Origin of the sequence: Robertmurraya kyonggiensis (genome assembly GCF_005116465.1) — a bacterium.
Lineage (GTDB): Bacteria > Bacillota > Bacilli > Bacillales > Cytobacillaceae > Robertmurraya > Robertmurraya kyonggiensis.
The window spans coordinates 1,873,610-1,888,465 of the sequence record NZ_SWBM01000001.1; the positions used below are offsets into that span (position 1 = coordinate 1,873,610).

Genomic DNA, 14,856 nt, shown 5'->3' on the forward strand with positions numbered 1-14,856 from the left:
TTTTCACTTCTCCCTTATCGCTTTTTTAGGTAATACAAGTAATTTGTATTCCATACTACGATTCAAAAGAAACAAGTTTTTCGTAAGAAAAGAAACAAGTTTTTCGTAAGAAAATAAACAAGTTTTTTTCGTAAGAAAATAAACAAGTTTTTTTCGTAAGAAAATAAACAAGTTTTTTTCGTAAGAAAATAAACAATGTCTGCGAAAAGAGCCTTAGTTAATAATGTCAAATTTGCTTCGTGTTATTAAATAAACCCTTCCAGCTTAGAAGGGTCTAACCTAATTATATTAACAAAGTGATTTCTTCCTCGCAATGAAAAGATTGGATTGTTTGGTGAAGACTGTCATCTTAATGCTTTACAATGATATAAATCTCATCTGACAGCGCGTGGGCAATTCCATCGAGAATAGCTTCTAGATTTGTTGTGATTGCATCCATCTCTTCCTTACTGTCACAGTGAAAAACAGTTGAAGCGACGGGAGCTTTTTTCGGATTCGTTGTAATAACAGCGAGGATAAATTTCTGTAAATCCATATCCGTTATTTCCCCTCCTCTTTCCGTTTTCTTTTTGTAGGAAGGCGCACAGCGTTTTCGAGAATTGGTACCTTACCAATAATTTCGATTGCTCTTTTCTCATCTCGTTCCTGTGGTAAAACAAATACTCCCACTCTACCATCATCCAAATCTCTTTTGGCAAGCGGTACTAATGCTGGAGTACCAGAATCCCTATATACTCCCAAGGCCGTTGAAACATCATGAAGAATGGCCTGACGTTGACCGAGATTAGCAATTGTCGATCTCGAATCAAAATTTTTCGGTTTTAAAATAAAGCCCATACCATAACGTAGAATCTCTTTTTTTCGCTCGGGTAAACCAATATTCATAATATAAATGTTATCCACATATAACCCTGCACCTTCAAATCGTGGCTCTATAAATTCAACATCAACAATATCTGATAACTTTCCGCCAGCCATCAAAGCTTTTGAAATAAAAAAAGCGATCGCACCAACAATAATTCCTCCCCAAATATTCGATAACAAATACGCTAGCGTGGTTAAAAGGGAGGTAAAAATAACTAAATAATTCCGACTTTCAAAAGCGATCGCGATTCCCTCGATGTATGTTCTTCCTCTTGGGACTAACTCAGATGAATCCATTTCAGATAATGTATTACGCTCCATGTTTCGAACTTCTCTGAATTGGGAAGCCGCAATTGTTAAAAACGTAACAGCGGTAAAGTTTTCTTCCATTATCGATGGAACAGCAAGTGTTCCGAGACCTGCTGCAATAAATCCGAGCGCAATATGAATAATTTTTCCATGCAAGTAGGTAGGATATTGCCGATAATCCGTTCTCAGCATATATAATCTTGTTAATGTACCAATGATGATTCCAAGTACTATCGGGTAAGTATACTCTGTCATGACTGTTTTTGTTTCTCCCTTTCAAATTGTTTGAAGTGACTTTCAAAGTAAATGGAGAGCTTTTTAAATCCACTAGCAACCAGCAATAGAGCAATAGATATTGAGACAACATCAAGAAATGCATAGTCCCCTACTGAATGAGGAAAGGTTAATTTTCGTAAGATAAAAGAATACAAAATATCCCCTTGTATGCAACCAGATACTAAAGAGAGAATCCTCAATTCTAAATTTCCGTGAAGCAATATCGAAAGATAAGCCATAAGAATTGAGAGCATTATGGTTCGATCAAAAATAAGCCATACTGGATCAAACAGCTCAAACAGTTGGAATACTGAATAGGAAAGCATCAAAATAAAAGAGGTAATTAGCATATAACTCCCTTTTTTAAAGCTTTGGCGAGCTATCCAAATAAAGAAGGTAATGAGTAAAAATACGCTAGTGTAAGAAAATTCATTTCCCAAAAACGGAAAAGAAAATGTAGATAAGGTGATCGCCATCAAAATTCCGATTGAGATTTTTAATCGAAGTTTATTTTTTTCCATAAAAAAAGTTGCCATGACCCAGAACATCCAAAATAGCCAATAAAAGAAAATCCCTTCCATTTCGCTACCTCCTATCATTTCCATTATGGCTCATGCTTATGTACTTTAACCTTCGGATGAATAAAGTTTTCTCGTTTAAGTATGATAATCTTAGGAGGTGCAATTCATATGGGAAGGGACCGTCAGGAACAAAAACTAAAAAAGAATAAGCAGGTTGAATCAGATCGAGACCAAGCACTTCACTATCCAGGAGCAACAAAAATGTCTAGCCCAGAAGAAGCTAGAAAATTGAACGATGGAAAATAGAAAAAACTCTCATGGCTGTTGCCCATGAGAGTTTTCAATTATCTTTGACTAAATTTTTTCGTATTAATTCCTCTTTCATTTAACCAATGATGGGTCTTGCCGGAAATAATAACAGGTGCCTTTTGTAACTCTTGAAGCGATCTCGCCCCAAGAGCAGTCATCATAAGCTTTAACTCCTCTTTCATTTCCTGAATCTCTTCGATAAGAGTTTCTACCCCATCATCAACTAACGTCTTGAGAACCTTGCCTGCTAGGCCTGTCGCACAGGCACCTAGGGATAGCGCCTTTATAATATCAAGGCTATCTTGAACTCCTCCAGAGCCGACAATTGAGAGTTCTGGAAAAGCTTCTTTTGCTTCAATAATCGAAACAGCTGTTGGGATTCCCCAATCATTGAAAAAGGACATCAGCTTTTCTCTTCGTGCATTTTCAATTTTGGCAAAATTGGTACCACCAAAACCTCCAACATCTACCGCACGAACGCCAATGGAATGAAGCTTACGTACCGTTTCCATACTCATGCCAAAACCTACCTCTTTGACAATGACAGGCACCCCCAAGCTATTAACAATCGCTTCTATCCGCATAAGGGCAGCTACAAAACTACGATCACCCTCAGGCATCGTCAGCTCCTGAATCGTATTGAGATGGATTTGCAGCGCATTTGCTTCCAGCATATCGGTAGCAGCTATAGCTTGGTCAACAGTTGCTTCACTTCCTAAATTCGCAAAAATAATCCCATTTTTGTTTTCATCTCGGACAACTTTGTATGTGCGTATTTCAGACGAATCCTTTAAGGCAGACATTTGAGAGCCTAACGCAATCGGAACATTCGTTTCTTGTGCAACGATTGCTAGTTTTCGGTTAATTTGATATGTTGCTTCTCCTCCGCCACCCGTCATCGCATTTATAAAAATTGGCGAACTTAAATCAAGTTCGCCAATTTTAGTACTTAATTGAATCTGTTCTACTGAACAATCGGGTAAGCTTTGGTGAACAAATGTGATATCATCAAAACCGGTAAGTCTACTCTGTCCTGTCTTTAAAGCATATTGAAGATGCTCTGCTTTCCGTTTTGCTCTTGTCACTATTATCACCTAACAATTATTTAAGGTTCTTTAGCTGGTCTCCGATCATCTCTCCAAGCTGAAAGCCTTTTGCCTCTTCAGGAAGCTCATAATCAAGAACCTCTGGCTCTTTTTCTTCAAGCTCTTTAATACTTAGAGAAAGTCTTTGTTCTCCTTCATTCACATCAAGAACCTTTACTTTAATATCTTGACCTTCTTTTAGCACTTCATGCGGAGTGCCGATATGCTTATGAGATATTTGAGATATATGAACCAAGCCTTCTACTCCTGGGAATACTTCAACAAAAGCACCGTAGGAGACAAGTCTCTTCACTACTCCATCAAGTACTGCACCCTTAGGAGCCTTTTCAGAGAGGTTTGCCCATGGTCCAGGGAGAGTTTCCTTGATTGATAATGAAATTCTCTCATTATCTCGGTCTACATTTAGCACCTTCACTTTGACTACTTGACCTTCTTGAACAACATCCGAAGGTTTTTGAACATGTTCATGTGACAGCTGAGATATATGAACTAATCCATCAATTCCGCCGATATCTACAAATGCTCCAAAGTCAGTTAATCTTTGAACTTTGCCTTCTAACACTTGGTTCGCTTGAAGGGAATCCAATACTGCCGATTTTTGTTTGCCTTTCTCTTCTTCTATAACGACACGATGAGAAAGAATCAATCTATTTTTATCTTGATCTAATTCAACGATTTTAAAAGTTAAAGTTTTCCCTTTGTAATCCGAAAAATCTTCAACAAAATGGGCTTCAACTAGAGAAGCAGGAACAAATCCTCTTACACCTAGATCTACCACTAAACCGCCTTTAACGACATCTTTAATTTCTGCTTCAATAACAGTTCCACTCTCAAACTGCTGCTGGAGGTCACTCCAAGCTTTTTTCGCGTCTGCTTTTCTTTTTGAAAGAATAAGAGCTTCTTCTTCAATCTTTAAAACTTCTAAATCGATTTCTTGACCTTCTTCCACAACATCGCTCGCTCTTTCTACATGAAGGCTTGAAAGCTCACTGATCGGAATAATTCCATCGAGCTTACTGTCACGAATATCAACAATAACCTGTTTTTCTTCAACCTTGGTTACTGTTGCAGTGACTTGATCACCAATTTCAAAATTTTTAACCTCTACTTGATTCATCTCTTCCGACATATGTACTCCTCCTTAATCCAATCGCTACTCCCTTAAGTTTACGCATTTATGATTTAGAAAATATAGGTCAGTACCGAAGATGATTCTTTTTATAACTTCTTATAAAACTACAATTTTGTCAAGAAAGTTGAATTATCAGTTTTTCTTATTTTGGTCGATTAACTTACGAATTTCTTCCATAATTACTTCTGTCGTTTCCTCGGCAGATGCTTTATTTTCACGAAGTGATTTCATATCAATTGGTTTTCCATAAACGATCTTTAACCGCGAAAAAGCTTTGTATGGTCCAATAATTGCACACGGCACAACTTCTGCATCGGTTCTTAAGGCGAAAAACCCTGCCCCAGCTAATCCTTTGCCAAGTTCACCAGTCTTACTACGTGTTCCTTCAGGAAACAGGCCTAAAACTTTTCCCTCTTTTAACACTTTTAACCCTGTCCGTAATGCTTCACGGTCACTCATCCCGCGCTTTACCGGAAAGGCATTTACATGAGGAAGAATCTTCCCTAAAACAGGAACGTTGAACAACTCTTCCTTTGCCATAAAAGAAATTGGTCTCGGCGCCATAATCCCCACGATAGGAGGATCAAAATTATGTATATGATTGGTACATAAAAGAACCCCTCCTTCTTTAGGAATGTTTTCTTTCCCGATTGCTTCAATTCGGTATATTGGTTTTAAAATCAAAGCCACAACTGATCTTGCAAATGTATAAAATGACATCTTATCTAATCCTTTCGCTAGCTAAGCTCATAATGAGCTCAACAACCTCTTCTATTGATTTTGAGGTAGTATCAATCTCCACTGCGCCCTCTGCTTTTTTCAAAGGTGCTACTTCTCTCTCAGAATCGAGCTTATCACGCGCAGCTATTTCTTCCTTCAATTTTTCAAGATCGGAAGGGAAACCTTTTTCCATATTCTCCGCATGTCTTCTTTGTGCTCGTTCGTCAACGCTCGCAAGAAGGAAAACTTTTACCTCCGCATGTGGAATAACATGAGTACCGATGTCTCTTCCATCCATGACTACTCCACCTTGAGTTGCAAACTGTTGCTGTCTTCTCACCATTTCTTCTCGTACAAGCTTATGCTTAGCAACATAAGAAACATTATTTGTAACTTCAGAATTTCTTATTTCTGATGTAACTTCATTTCCATTTACACGAACAATTTGTCCATTTTCTGTTGCTTCGAGAGTGATTTCTGTTTTGTCAAGAAGTTCCATTAGCTGTTCTTCATTTTGAAGATCAACCCCATTTTTTATTGCTTGAAAAGTTAAACTTCTGTACATTGCACCTGTATCTACATATATGTAATTTAGATTTTTTGCCACAATTTTTGCAACTGTACTTTTCCCTGCAGCAGCAGGTCCATCTATAGCTATTGAAATTTTCTTCATATGTCCTCCTAGTTGTTAAAAAAGATTGCTGTCATATGCTCTGTTTAGTATGATACGCCAAATCTCTCCATTATTTTCATAATCTATTTTAACATATGTCCTCTTATTCCTCTTACAAAAATAATAGCCTTTTTTTATTTTTTCTTTGCACATCATGATTTATGATGTTTAAATCCATTTCCAAATTAAACACAACAAAGAAAAAAAGCTGTGACCAAATTGTCGTAGTTTAAACGACCATTCGATCCAGCTTTACTTGTTCCCATTAAAAGCTTCTAATAGTTCGGAGAAGTTGTTTTCGGTTACTCCTTCGTATTGGGTTATTTCTTTTAATTCTGGGAAGACATTCCATTTATGTAATACTATTTGCGCTACAACTAAGAAAAGCAATTGAATGATGATGAGCTTAATCATAATTCTTTCAATTGTTTTCACTTTCTCTCCACCTATCTCCTATGAATGCTTTATTAGCATTATGGAAGATAAATAGAAAACTTATTCATCTTTTATACCTTTTCTTCTCATCGCCAATTGGCGATCGAAGCAGAATCGAAGTAAAACTTGACGCTCAAGTGCTTCAACATTCACAAATTCAAGAGAAGTTTTAAATCTATTTTGATCGAGAGGAATGTTCCTCACAACTTTTGCTTCGAATTTAAAATAATGAAAATCTCCGTTTTGCATCGGCAGAACGAACCATGAATCAATAAGGGTTCCTGATTCTAGTTTCTGTTGTTTCGATACGATAATGGCTGCACCACCAGCACTTATATCATCAGTAACCGTAACAAATGGATGAAATTCAGAATTGGTTGGATGTACAGCTACATCTACAGCTGTTTCAACACGAACATATTGACGACGTTGAATTTTAATAAGTTGATCATCGCCTGGATATGTCAACATAATCATCGGAATCTTTTGTTTAACTCGTCCAACAACTTCTGATTCAAACAAATAAACGGTACCATCACGCATTATAAAAGAACACTTTAATTGTGTTCCATCTAAAAAGAAGGCTGTTCTTTTCGTTTCCACATTAATTGGATAATCAATATATAATTGTTGGCCTTTTCTTTCTACAAGCTTACATTTGTATTTTTCGACTCTATCACTGTATTGTAATTCAAGGGTTAACGGGTCTCCGATTTTCATCATCATAATCACACTTTCTGTTTACCAAATATGATTGACTTATTATTGTTCATTATGACACGATAATCCATTCATGCGCAAGAGTATAAAAGTTTACCTTGATAAAAATGGATGAAAGGTAAAAAAAAGGAAAAGCGAGTGCTTTTCCTTTTTTAGACTACATCTTCATATATAGGTTCTGCATTTTGGAGTTTTTCAATCTTTTCTTCAACCTTAGTCTCCGCATTAATATAAATTCTATAAGTGTCATCGCCAAGTGTTCCATAAAATTCATGGCACAATACTTCTTCATTAAGATCATTGACAATAATTGCTAGGCTTTCATCCATTATTTTGACGTTTGGATTAATTTCTTTCCTAGCTTCTGCAGCAGTGATCTTTGGTTTTGGAATTTCTCTCGTATGATGAGAACGTAAATATTCTTCTGCAGTAAATCCAATAATATTTCCAGTATCAAGAGCAACCTTCACAGTAATTGCATCCGGGTAAATACGTACACCATTTTCATTGGTTACAAACGTAAATACCCCCATTTTGTCATATTGACTACTTTCAAATAGATCTAGATTTTCAAAGTCATTATCTTTCAGAAACTTGACTGCTTTATTGCTTGCATCATTCAAGCTAATTTTCGCATCTTTAACCTCTCTGGAAAGAATAAACCAGATTGGATAACCACCCTTTTTGGTAATATCCATATTCGCTTCTTGCTTTGACTTCTTATCTTGTACAGAGACACTAAAGAAGCCAACATCTGAGCCCTTTCCATTTTCGGTAACTTGAATATTAGCGTTATTTCCGAATCCACTATATTTTAGCGCGATTTTCTTTGCCTCTTCCTTTGTAATATCTTTTCCTTCTAAGTATTTGTATCCATCATCTTGTTTTTTCATATTAACAAAGGTCGGACCAAAATCAGTTTCTCCATATCCATCAACTGTTTTCTCGACTGTTTTGAAACCATCAATAATCGTATTATCGTTTGGCTGTTCTTCTGTTGCTAAAGCAAGCTCTACATCCATCCATCTTAGATTGTTATTTAAAACCGTATGTTGAACATTTCTTAATTCCTTCTGAATATCTGCAGATTGTCCATATAATTCTTTTAAAGCATTATACTCTTTATCAGATAACGGTTCCTTGTCTAAATCCCGAATCGCCGCTTGATAACTAAAATCACCAATTTTCGCTAAAAATTCCTCTGTTTTATTAAACGGAAGTAAAGTTAATGGCAGTTGCCCCACGTCGCTATGGGCTTCTGATGTGATTTTCCATACTTCCGCAAGAGCTGGGGAAAGAGATGTACGAGAATTCATCGCTAAGGTAGTGCCAATTTTGTCATTCAACAAATCAATTTGATAGGTCAAATCATGAAATGCCCTTTGATAATTGTTTTCAGCATTGATAAGAATGGCGTTTTTCTCTCTATGTTCCTGATAACCCCAAAAGGCCGTGCCTGCTACACCTAAAGCCAACACTCCAATAAGAATTCCTCTAATCAATTGTGCCTCACCTCTTTATTTACAGAATATATGTTTTCCAATTTGCTTTATCTGTGGTCTAGTCCATATCCAACCACTCGTAGCCGTATCTGGATTAAAATAATAAATAGCATTTCCAGTAGGATCGTATCCATTTATCGCATCCAAGACAGCTTCCTTTGCTTGTTCATTAGGTGTTAACCATATCTGTCCATCTGCCACTGCTGTAAATGCACGAGGTTCAAAAATTACTCCCGAAACTGTATTTGGAAAGCTAGCGCTGTCAACACGATTTAATATAACAGCCGCTACCGCTACCTGACCGATATATGGTTCACCTCGAGACTCCCCATAAACTGCATTAGCCATAAGTTGAATGTCGTTTTGTGAAAACCCACTTGGTACATTCGCTGCTGTAGGTTGTTTCGGCGGATTTGCCGGTGCTTGAGGTGCAGCTTGCTGCTGTGCAGGTGCTTTCGCCGCATTGCCACTTTGACCAGTATTTCCTGCTTTACCAGCATTTCCACCATTGGTTCCACCTTTATTCGCAGCACCTCCACTGCCCGTTTTTTTAGGAGCACTTTGCTTATTTAAATCCATCCCACCGTAATGTGTAAATTTGTTTCCTTTATTGATTTGTTCTTTCACATACTGCTCATTATATTTCGATGCCTTCGCTAACTTATTTTTGGTTGTTGTACCTGCCAAGCCATCGATCGGTAATCCAAACTCATATTGAAAATTTCTTAGTGCCCAGTACGTTCTCCAACCAAACACACCATCAATTTTTCCAGTATAAAAACCTAAATATTGCAGTCTTGACTGTAATTCAATAACATCATCACCTACTGCACCATGCTGAATGACCTGATTTGAAAAAGCATCTACCGTTCTCTCGTTCATACTTAATGGAACACAAATTATGCAAACTGATATTATTAGTAAGATTTTAATAAATCTTTTGGTCAAAATGAATGCACCCCCAATTGAATTTGATTCCTGAGATGAACTGTTTGATTTATACAATGTACTCCATTGAACCTATTTTTTGTAATGAGTGGGTTTTTATTCAAATCTATTTACGCATAATTTAATTTCTCAAATATTAGGGTTCATTTTAGATGTTTACAATTCGCTAATCACAAATAAAAAAAGCCTCCAATATTTACATTGGAAGGCTTTTGTTTAATTCTCTATTATGTTGAGATGTAAGAATCCGGGCATGCTTTACTTTTCTTAAAGCTAACCACCATAGAAAAATCATGAACGGCAGCATGTATATTAACCAATTTTCAAAGGTGATCAGTATATAATCATAGACGCCATGAAAAAGGAACGGAAACATTAAAGAAAAGATGATCCACCTTGATTTATGGCTTTTACTAAACTTTCCTTTCCCTAAATAAAAGCCCATTATAACACCAAACAGAGCATGACTGGATACAGGCAATAACGCACGGCTTAACGCATATTCTAAACCATTGGCAATTAAATAAAATATATTCTCAACGGTCGCAAATCCTAAGGAAACAGCAACTCCGTATACAATTCCATCATATGGTTCATCGAATTCTACGTGTTGGTAAACGGTATAAATTAAAATAAACCATTTAAAAAATTCTTCAAGAAAGCTGATTGAAAAGAAGGCATGGATCAAATCCGAGTGGACGATATGTTCCACATCAAGAACATATTGAATAAACATAATTGGGAACACGAGAAGAGCACCAATCATAAAGGCTCTAAACACAACTGAAATCGGTTCAGAATCATATTCATCCTTCAAATAAAAATAACTTAACAATGCTAATCCCGGGGCAATCGCCGCCGATAGTATCCCAAGCATGAAATTTGTCCTCTTTTCAAATCTTTTACATAATCGTATCATGGAATAAAGATAAAGAAAATGTTGAATTATTTACGGAGGCTTATTTTCATGAAGAAAAAAATACTCGTCATTCATACAGGTGGCACAATCTCGATGAGTGAGGATGAAACAACAGGTGCAGTCAAACCAAGTGAAATAAATCCGATGACAGATAAAACTCAAGGCTTAGTTGACTTTGCCGATTTAATTATAGAAGAACCTTTTAACTTACCATCTCCTCATGTAACTCCAAAGGAAATGCTTCAGCTAAAGAATTTGATAGAATCCAAGAGCAAGGCGGATGCGATCGCTGGAGTAGTCATCACGCATGGTACCGATACGCTTGAAGAAACTGCGTACTTTTTAGACTTAACCATGGATACAAAAATTCCAATTGTTGTAACTGGCGCCATGCGCTCTAGTAACGAAATCGGCTCTGACGGACTATATAATTTAATTACTTCGATTAAGGTTGCAGCTAGTGATGAAGCTATTAACAAAGGGGTTCTTGTTGTTCTCAACGATGAAATTCATACAGCAAAAAACGTCACGAAAACACATACGAGCAATATTTCAACCTTCCAGAGTCCCCAATATGGACCTATTGGTGTTGTGACAAAAAGGGGAGTATTATTTCATCACTGCCCGACAGGCTCTGAACATTACCCTATTCAAGACGCTTCAAAGAAAGTGGTTCTTATAAAAGCTCATGCTGGAATGGACTCAACTCTTCTTTTTGCTATCAATGAATTACCATGTGATGGCATTGTCATCGAAGCACTTGGTCAAGGAAATCTTCCACCTGCTACAATTCCAGGTATTCAAGCTTTGATTAAAAATAATATTCCTGTTGTCTTCGTATCGCGTTGCTTTAATGGAATTGCCCAAGACACGTATGCATATGAGGGTGGAGGGAAGCAGCTAAAAGAGTTAGGCGTAATTTTTTCCAATGGATTAAATGGCCAGAAAGCTCGTTTAAAACTTTTGATTATGTTGGATACAACGAATGAGTTTAAGAAAATAGAAGATGCCTTTTCGATTTAATAAGAGAGATTTGCTATTTGTCAAACAGAGCAATTTCCTGCTAATCTTGGCGTGCATTTCTTGTTTGTCGGTCAAGTTGGGCTCTTTTCTCCCCATCTTGGCGTGCATTTCCAACTTTACGAAAATCCAATGCTTATTAGATAAAAAACGAAGCTGTCTGCAAGTGACAGCTTCGTTTTTATTTATTCCTTAGCAACTATTGCATTTGCGATCTGTTCCCCATGAAAACGTCCATTCTCGATGAAAATTTCATTAGCATTATTTCCAGCTGCAATCACACCTGCAATAAAGATGCCCTCAACATTAGTTTCCATTGTTTCTGGATCAAAAATCGGCCTACCTGTCTCTTCATCAATCTGTACACCCATTTTTCGCAAAAAGTGATGGTCAGGATGATAACCAGTCATCGCAAATACAAAATCATTCTTGATTTGCACGACTTCCCCTTCTTTTTCATAAATAACATGCTCTGGGGTTATTTCCTTCATATTCGAATTAAATTCCATTGTTACGATACCATGACGAACAAGTGATTCAAACTCTGGTAAAATCCACGGCTTGATGCTTGGAGAATATTCAGAACCACGGTAAATAACCGTTACCCGCGCTCCTGCTTTTACGAGCTCAATCGTCGCATCGACACTTGAATTCTTTCCTCCCACCACGACGACATCCTTATCAAAAAACGGATGTGCTTCTTTGAAATAGTGATGCACCTTTGGCAAGTCTTCCCCAGGTACATCCATATAATTTGGATTGTCATAATAGCCTGTTGCAATAACGACATTTGCACAAGCATATTCCTCTTTATCGGTCCTAATAATAAAATCTCCGGAGGCTTGCTTTTCCACTGATAAGACCTTCTCAAAGGCATTTACACGAATAGCCGCTCTTTTAACTACCTCACGATAATAAACTAATGCTTGGTTTCTTTTGGGCTTGTATTCCTCTGTTACAAAAGGAGTGTTACCAATTTCTAATTTTTCACTTGTACTAAAAAATGTTTGGTGGGTCGGATAATTGTAAATCGCATTCACAATATTTCCTTTTTCAATTACTAACGCACTTTTGCCAATATTCTTCAATGCAATAGCCGCAGCTAAGCCACATGGACCCCCACCAACAATAATGACTTCTTCCTGTTTCATAGTTGTAACACACTCCTTTTCCATAAAACGAAAGAAGAACTCGCCACAACGACAAGTCCTCCTAAAAGATTCGCTCATATATTTTCAAAGGGGATACATTTGTTTATATCCAACCTCTAAATCTTGATGCTTCTGCCATTTTTCTTACTCCAACCATATAGGCAGCAAGTCGCATATCTACTCGACGTGTTTGGGCAGTATTATAAATATTTTCGAAGGATTTCACCATTACTGCTCTTAGCTTATCATCTACTTCTTCTTCAGTCCAATAGTAACCTTGATTATTTTGAACCCATTCAAAATACGATACAGTTACTCCACCTGCCGAAGCAAGTACATCTGGTACTAAAAGAATTCCACGATCCGTTAAAATTTGTGTAGCGTCTAACGTTGTTGGCCCATTTGCCGCTTCTACCACAATTTTTGCTCTAATATTATGAGCATTTTCTTCTGTGATTTGATTTTCAATCGCTGCTGGAACAAGAATGTCACAATCTAATTCTAATAGTTCTTTATTGGTAATCGTATTATTGAATAACTTTGTCACAGTTCCAAAGCTATCACGACGATCAAGTAAATAATCAATATCTAAACCATCTGGATCATACAAGCCACCGTAAGCATCTGAAATCCCAACTACTTTAGCTCCTGCATCATGCATGAATTTTGATAAGAAGCTTCCCGCATTACCAAATCCTTGTACAACAACACGAGCACCTTTAAGTTCAATGCCTTTTCTCTTTGCTGCTTCTTCAATACAGATTGTTACTCCTCTTGCTGTTGCTGATTCACGACCATGAGAACCACCTAATACGAGAGGCTTCCCAGTAATGAATCCTGGTGAGTTAAATTCATCGATTCGACTATACTCGTCCATCATCCAAGCCATTATTTGAGAATTGGTAAATACATCAGGAGCTGGAATATCCTTTGTTGGACCTACGATTTGGCTAATCGCACGAACATATCCGCGGCTCAATCGTTCTAATTCACGAAACGACATATCCCTTGGATCACAAACAATTCCGCCTTTTCCTCCACCATATGGTAAATCAACAATTCCACATTTCAAACTCATCCAAATGGAGAGTGCTTTTACTTCTTTTTCAGTAACATTAGGATGAAAACGAATTCCACCTTTTGTCGGGCCCACAGCATCATTGTGCTGAGCGCGGTAGCCAGTAAAGATTTTTACAGAGCCATCATCCATTCTTACTGGAATTTTGACTGTCATTAATCGCAAAGGTTCTTTTAAAAGCTCATAGACTTCTTCAGGGTATCCAAGTCTTTCAAGTGCATTATGAATGACCGTTTGAGTGGATTTTAACACATCGAGCTTGTCTTCTTGATTTATATTTTCTGTACTTTTCTCGGCTACCATCTAAAATAGACCTCCTAAAATCGCTTACAAAATTGTCATCTTTCAGTCACAAGTATACACCTTTGGATAATTTATGCAAGATGAAAAAGATAATTTTTCAGCCTATTTCTATATTTTTTGTAAACGTTACCAATATTGAAATTTAAGGAATTAACAAGTGAAATACCACTATTAATTTTCCCTATTTTAGAAGGAAGAAAACCACTATTTATGATTATTTATTACCATTTTTATTAATACTGAAATAATTTTTTTCAAAAAAAAGAGACGGTTAGGGAGAATGAGATCTCCCCCTCAAAAATACTCCACTAGCGTCTCAACTGCATGTTCGTGAATAATTTTGTTTCCATATTCCTTCAGCCAATGAATACTCATAAGAGAAGGATTTCCAAATTCAGCCATAACTGCAATTATGTCAGCTGAATCCCTTCGTATATCTTCCTGAAATGATAAGAAATATTTATCTTCCAACGCATATAAACTGCCGCCACAAAAATCTATCGATAAGAGTTGCTTTGCTAAGCCGATGACATGCTCAATCTCCTGAAATTCAAAAAGAATATCCTCACTATTTTTCGTGGTAACTTCCATATCAATAAAGCCATCATGGAGTGATTCTTCGTCTTCTTCTTCCATCGTGACAATCATAATCATTCCCTGAGCATGCATTGAAAAAATTTCCACAGCAACCGAGCCCTCAATACTTACTCCAAATTCATCACTTGCTTCTTCAATCATATCATGAAAAAGCTGATGCCACTTTAATGAATCCTTCCAAATATCTTCTTTTGTTAATCCACGTTCCGTTAAATCATCGGTCGTGAGGAAGATTTTGATTTTATTATAAGTTAATCGCTCAATGCGCATAGT

The 14,856-nt window shown here is 36.9% G+C and carries 17 protein-coding genes; 2 read left to right on the forward strand and 15 right to left on the reverse strand.

Annotated elements, in window-relative coordinates:
• Nucleotides 1-349: 349 nt before the first annotated feature.
• From FA727_RS09400 to FA727_RS09410, 3 genes are read right to left on the reverse strand one after another with little or no spacing between them, the layout of a single operon-like run.
• Nucleotides 350-535 carry a capping complex subunit for YIEGIA gene (locus tag FA727_RS09400; protein ID WP_126409098.1) on the reverse strand — a complete coding sequence of 62 codons (186 nt, stop codon included), beginning with the start codon at nt 533-535 and terminating at the stop codon, nt 350-352.
• A gap of 5 nt (nt 536-540) precedes the next feature.
• Entirely contained in the window at nt 541-1,428 is an 888-nt protein-coding gene (locus tag FA727_RS09405; protein ID WP_136830632.1) for a YIEGIA family protein, read from the reverse strand.
• Nucleotides 1,425-2,030 (reverse strand): YphA family membrane protein, encoded by a 606-nt coding sequence (locus tag FA727_RS09410; RefSeq protein WP_136830633.1) that lies wholly within the window; start codon nt 2,028-2,030, stop codon nt 1,425-1,427. Before FA727_RS09410 ends, FA727_RS09405 begins: the two co-directional genes overlap by 4 nt.
• Nucleotides 2,031-2,138: 108 nt before the next feature.
• Between FA727_RS09410 and FA727_RS09415 the strand changes: the two genes are divergently transcribed.
• The gene (locus tag FA727_RS09415; protein WP_126409095.1) at nt 2,139-2,276 is read left to right on the forward strand and encodes a YpzI family protein; all 138 of its coding nucleotides are present in this window, start codon (nt 2,139-2,141) and stop codon (nt 2,274-2,276) included.
• A gap of 38 nt (nt 2,277-2,314) precedes the next feature.
• On the opposite strand, the gene fni is transcribed toward FA727_RS09415, so the two are convergent.
• The 9 genes from fni to prsW form a co-directional block, all read right to left on the reverse strand.
• Complete coding sequence (gene fni, locus FA727_RS09420; protein ID WP_136830634.1) at nt 2,315-3,364, reverse strand: type 2 isopentenyl-diphosphate Delta-isomerase; 1,050 nt, start codon at nt 3,362-3,364, stop codon at nt 2,315-2,317.
• A gap of 16 nt (nt 3,365-3,380) precedes the next feature.
• The gene (rpsA, locus tag FA727_RS09425) at nt 3,381-4,514 is read right to left on the reverse strand and encodes a 30S ribosomal protein S1 (RefSeq protein ID WP_136830635.1); all 1,134 of its coding nucleotides are present in this window, start codon (nt 4,512-4,514) and stop codon (nt 3,381-3,383) included.
• A gap of 135 nt (nt 4,515-4,649) precedes the next feature.
• Nucleotides 4,650-5,237, reverse strand: coding sequence for a lysophospholipid acyltransferase family protein (locus FA727_RS09430; protein WP_136830636.1), 588 nt, complete (start codon nt 5,235-5,237; stop codon nt 4,650-4,652).
• Between the two features lies 1 nt (nt 5,238).
• Complete coding sequence (gene cmk / locus FA727_RS09435; RefSeq protein WP_136830637.1) at nt 5,239-5,910, reverse strand: (d)CMP kinase; 672 nt, start codon at nt 5,908-5,910, stop codon at nt 5,239-5,241.
• Nucleotides 5,911-6,162: 252 nt separating this feature from the next.
• Nucleotides 6,163-6,345, reverse strand: a complete 183-nt coding sequence (locus FA727_RS09440; protein WP_136830638.1) for a YpfB family protein — start codon at nt 6,343-6,345, stop codon at nt 6,163-6,165.
• 60 nt (nt 6,346-6,405) lie between these two features.
• Nucleotides 6,406-7,068 carry a flagellar brake protein gene (locus tag FA727_RS09445; protein WP_136830639.1) on the reverse strand — a complete coding sequence of 221 codons (663 nt, stop codon included), beginning with the start codon at nt 7,066-7,068 and terminating at the stop codon, nt 6,406-6,408.
• Between the two features lie 149 nt (nt 7,069-7,217).
• Nucleotides 7,218-8,567: a germination protein YpeB gene (ypeB, locus tag FA727_RS09450; protein ID WP_136830640.1), complete on the reverse strand. Its 1,350-nt coding sequence runs from the start codon at nt 8,565-8,567 to the stop codon at nt 7,218-7,220.
• Nucleotides 8,568-8,582: 15 nt separating this feature from the next.
• A complete protein-coding gene (gene sleB, locus FA727_RS09455) occupies nt 8,583-9,449 on the reverse strand; it encodes a spore cortex-lytic enzyme (RefSeq protein WP_194138528.1) in 867 nt (288 codons plus the stop codon).
• Between the two features lie 262 nt (nt 9,450-9,711).
• Nucleotides 9,712-10,392, reverse strand: a complete 681-nt coding sequence (prsW, locus tag FA727_RS09460; RefSeq protein ID WP_136830642.1) for a glutamic-type intramembrane protease PrsW — start codon at nt 10,390-10,392, stop codon at nt 9,712-9,714.
• A 90-nt stretch (nt 10,393-10,482) separates the two neighbouring features.
• Here prsW and FA727_RS09465 point away from each other — a divergent pair, with 90 nt between their 5' ends.
• Nucleotides 10,483-11,457 carry an asparaginase gene (locus FA727_RS09465; RefSeq protein WP_136830643.1) on the forward strand — a complete coding sequence of 325 codons (975 nt, stop codon included), beginning with the start codon at nt 10,483-10,485 and terminating at the stop codon, nt 11,455-11,457.
• A gap of 182 nt (nt 11,458-11,639) precedes the next feature.
• Here FA727_RS09465 and FA727_RS09470 read toward each other — a convergent pair whose 3' ends face one another.
• The 3 genes from FA727_RS09470 to FA727_RS09480 form a co-directional block, all read right to left on the reverse strand.
• Nucleotides 11,640-12,605 carry a YpdA family putative bacillithiol disulfide reductase gene (locus FA727_RS09470; protein ID WP_136830644.1) on the reverse strand — a complete coding sequence of 322 codons (966 nt, stop codon included), beginning with the start codon at nt 12,603-12,605 and terminating at the stop codon, nt 11,640-11,642.
• A gap of 103 nt (nt 12,606-12,708) precedes the next feature.
• Entirely contained in the window at nt 12,709-13,986 is a 1,278-nt protein-coding gene (locus FA727_RS09475; protein WP_136830645.1) for a Glu/Leu/Phe/Val family dehydrogenase, read from the reverse strand.
• Nucleotides 13,987-14,280: 294 nt separating this feature from the next.
• On the reverse strand, nt 14,281-14,853 hold the full coding sequence (locus FA727_RS09480) for a genetic competence negative regulator (RefSeq protein ID WP_136830646.1): 573 nt from the start codon (nt 14,851-14,853) through the stop codon (nt 14,281-14,283).
• Nucleotides 14,854-14,856: the final 3 nt, after the last annotated feature.

What these genes read in the sequence shown, in the direction of transcription:
- FA727_RS09470 (WP_136830644.1), bottom strand. Translation starts at nt 12,605, where the DNA reads ATGAAACAGGAAGAAGTCATTATTGTTGGTGGGGGTCCATGTGGCTTA.
- prsW (WP_136830642.1), bottom strand. Translation starts at nt 10,392, where the DNA reads ATGCTTGGGATACTATCGGCGGCGATTGCCCCGGGATTAGCATTGTTA.
- FA727_RS09465 (WP_136830643.1), top strand. Translation starts at nt 10,483, where the DNA reads ATGAAGAAAAAAATACTCGTCATTCATACAGGTGGCACAATCTCGATG.
- FA727_RS09415 (WP_126409095.1), top strand. Translation starts at nt 2,139, where the DNA reads ATGGGAAGGGACCGTCAGGAACAAAAACTAAAAAAGAATAAGCAGGTT.
- FA727_RS09410 (WP_136830633.1), bottom strand. Translation starts at nt 2,030, where the DNA reads ATGGAAGGGATTTTCTTTTATTGGCTATTTTGGATGTTCTGGGTCATG.
- FA727_RS09405 (WP_136830632.1), bottom strand. Translation starts at nt 1,428, where the DNA reads ATGACAGAGTATACTTACCCGATAGTACTTGGAATCATCATTGGTACA.
- FA727_RS09400 (WP_126409098.1), bottom strand. Translation starts at nt 535, where the DNA reads ATGGATTTACAGAAATTTATCCTCGCTGTTATTACAACGAATCCGAAA.
- cmk (WP_136830637.1), bottom strand. Translation starts at nt 5,910, where the DNA reads ATGAAGAAAATTTCAATAGCTATAGATGGACCTGCTGCTGCAGGGAAA.
- FA727_RS09430 (WP_136830636.1), bottom strand. Translation starts at nt 5,237, where the DNA reads ATGTCATTTTATACATTTGCAAGATCAGTTGTGGCTTTGATTTTAAAA.
- FA727_RS09480 (WP_136830646.1), bottom strand. Translation starts at nt 14,853, where the DNA reads ATGCGCATTGAGCGATTAACTTATAATAAAATCAAAATCTTCCTCACG.
- FA727_RS09445 (WP_136830639.1), bottom strand. Translation starts at nt 7,068, where the DNA reads ATGATGAAAATCGGAGACCCGTTAACCCTTGAATTACAATACAGTGAT.
- rpsA (WP_136830635.1), bottom strand. Translation starts at nt 4,514, where the DNA reads ATGTCGGAAGAGATGAATCAAGTAGAGGTTAAAAATTTTGAAATTGGT.
- sleB (WP_194138528.1), bottom strand. Translation starts at nt 9,449, where the DNA reads ATGAACGAGAGAACGGTAGATGCTTTTTCAAATCAGGTCATTCAGCAT.
- FA727_RS09475 (WP_136830645.1), bottom strand. Translation starts at nt 13,986, where the DNA reads ATGGTAGCCGAGAAAAGTACAGAAAATATAAATCAAGAAGACAAGCTC.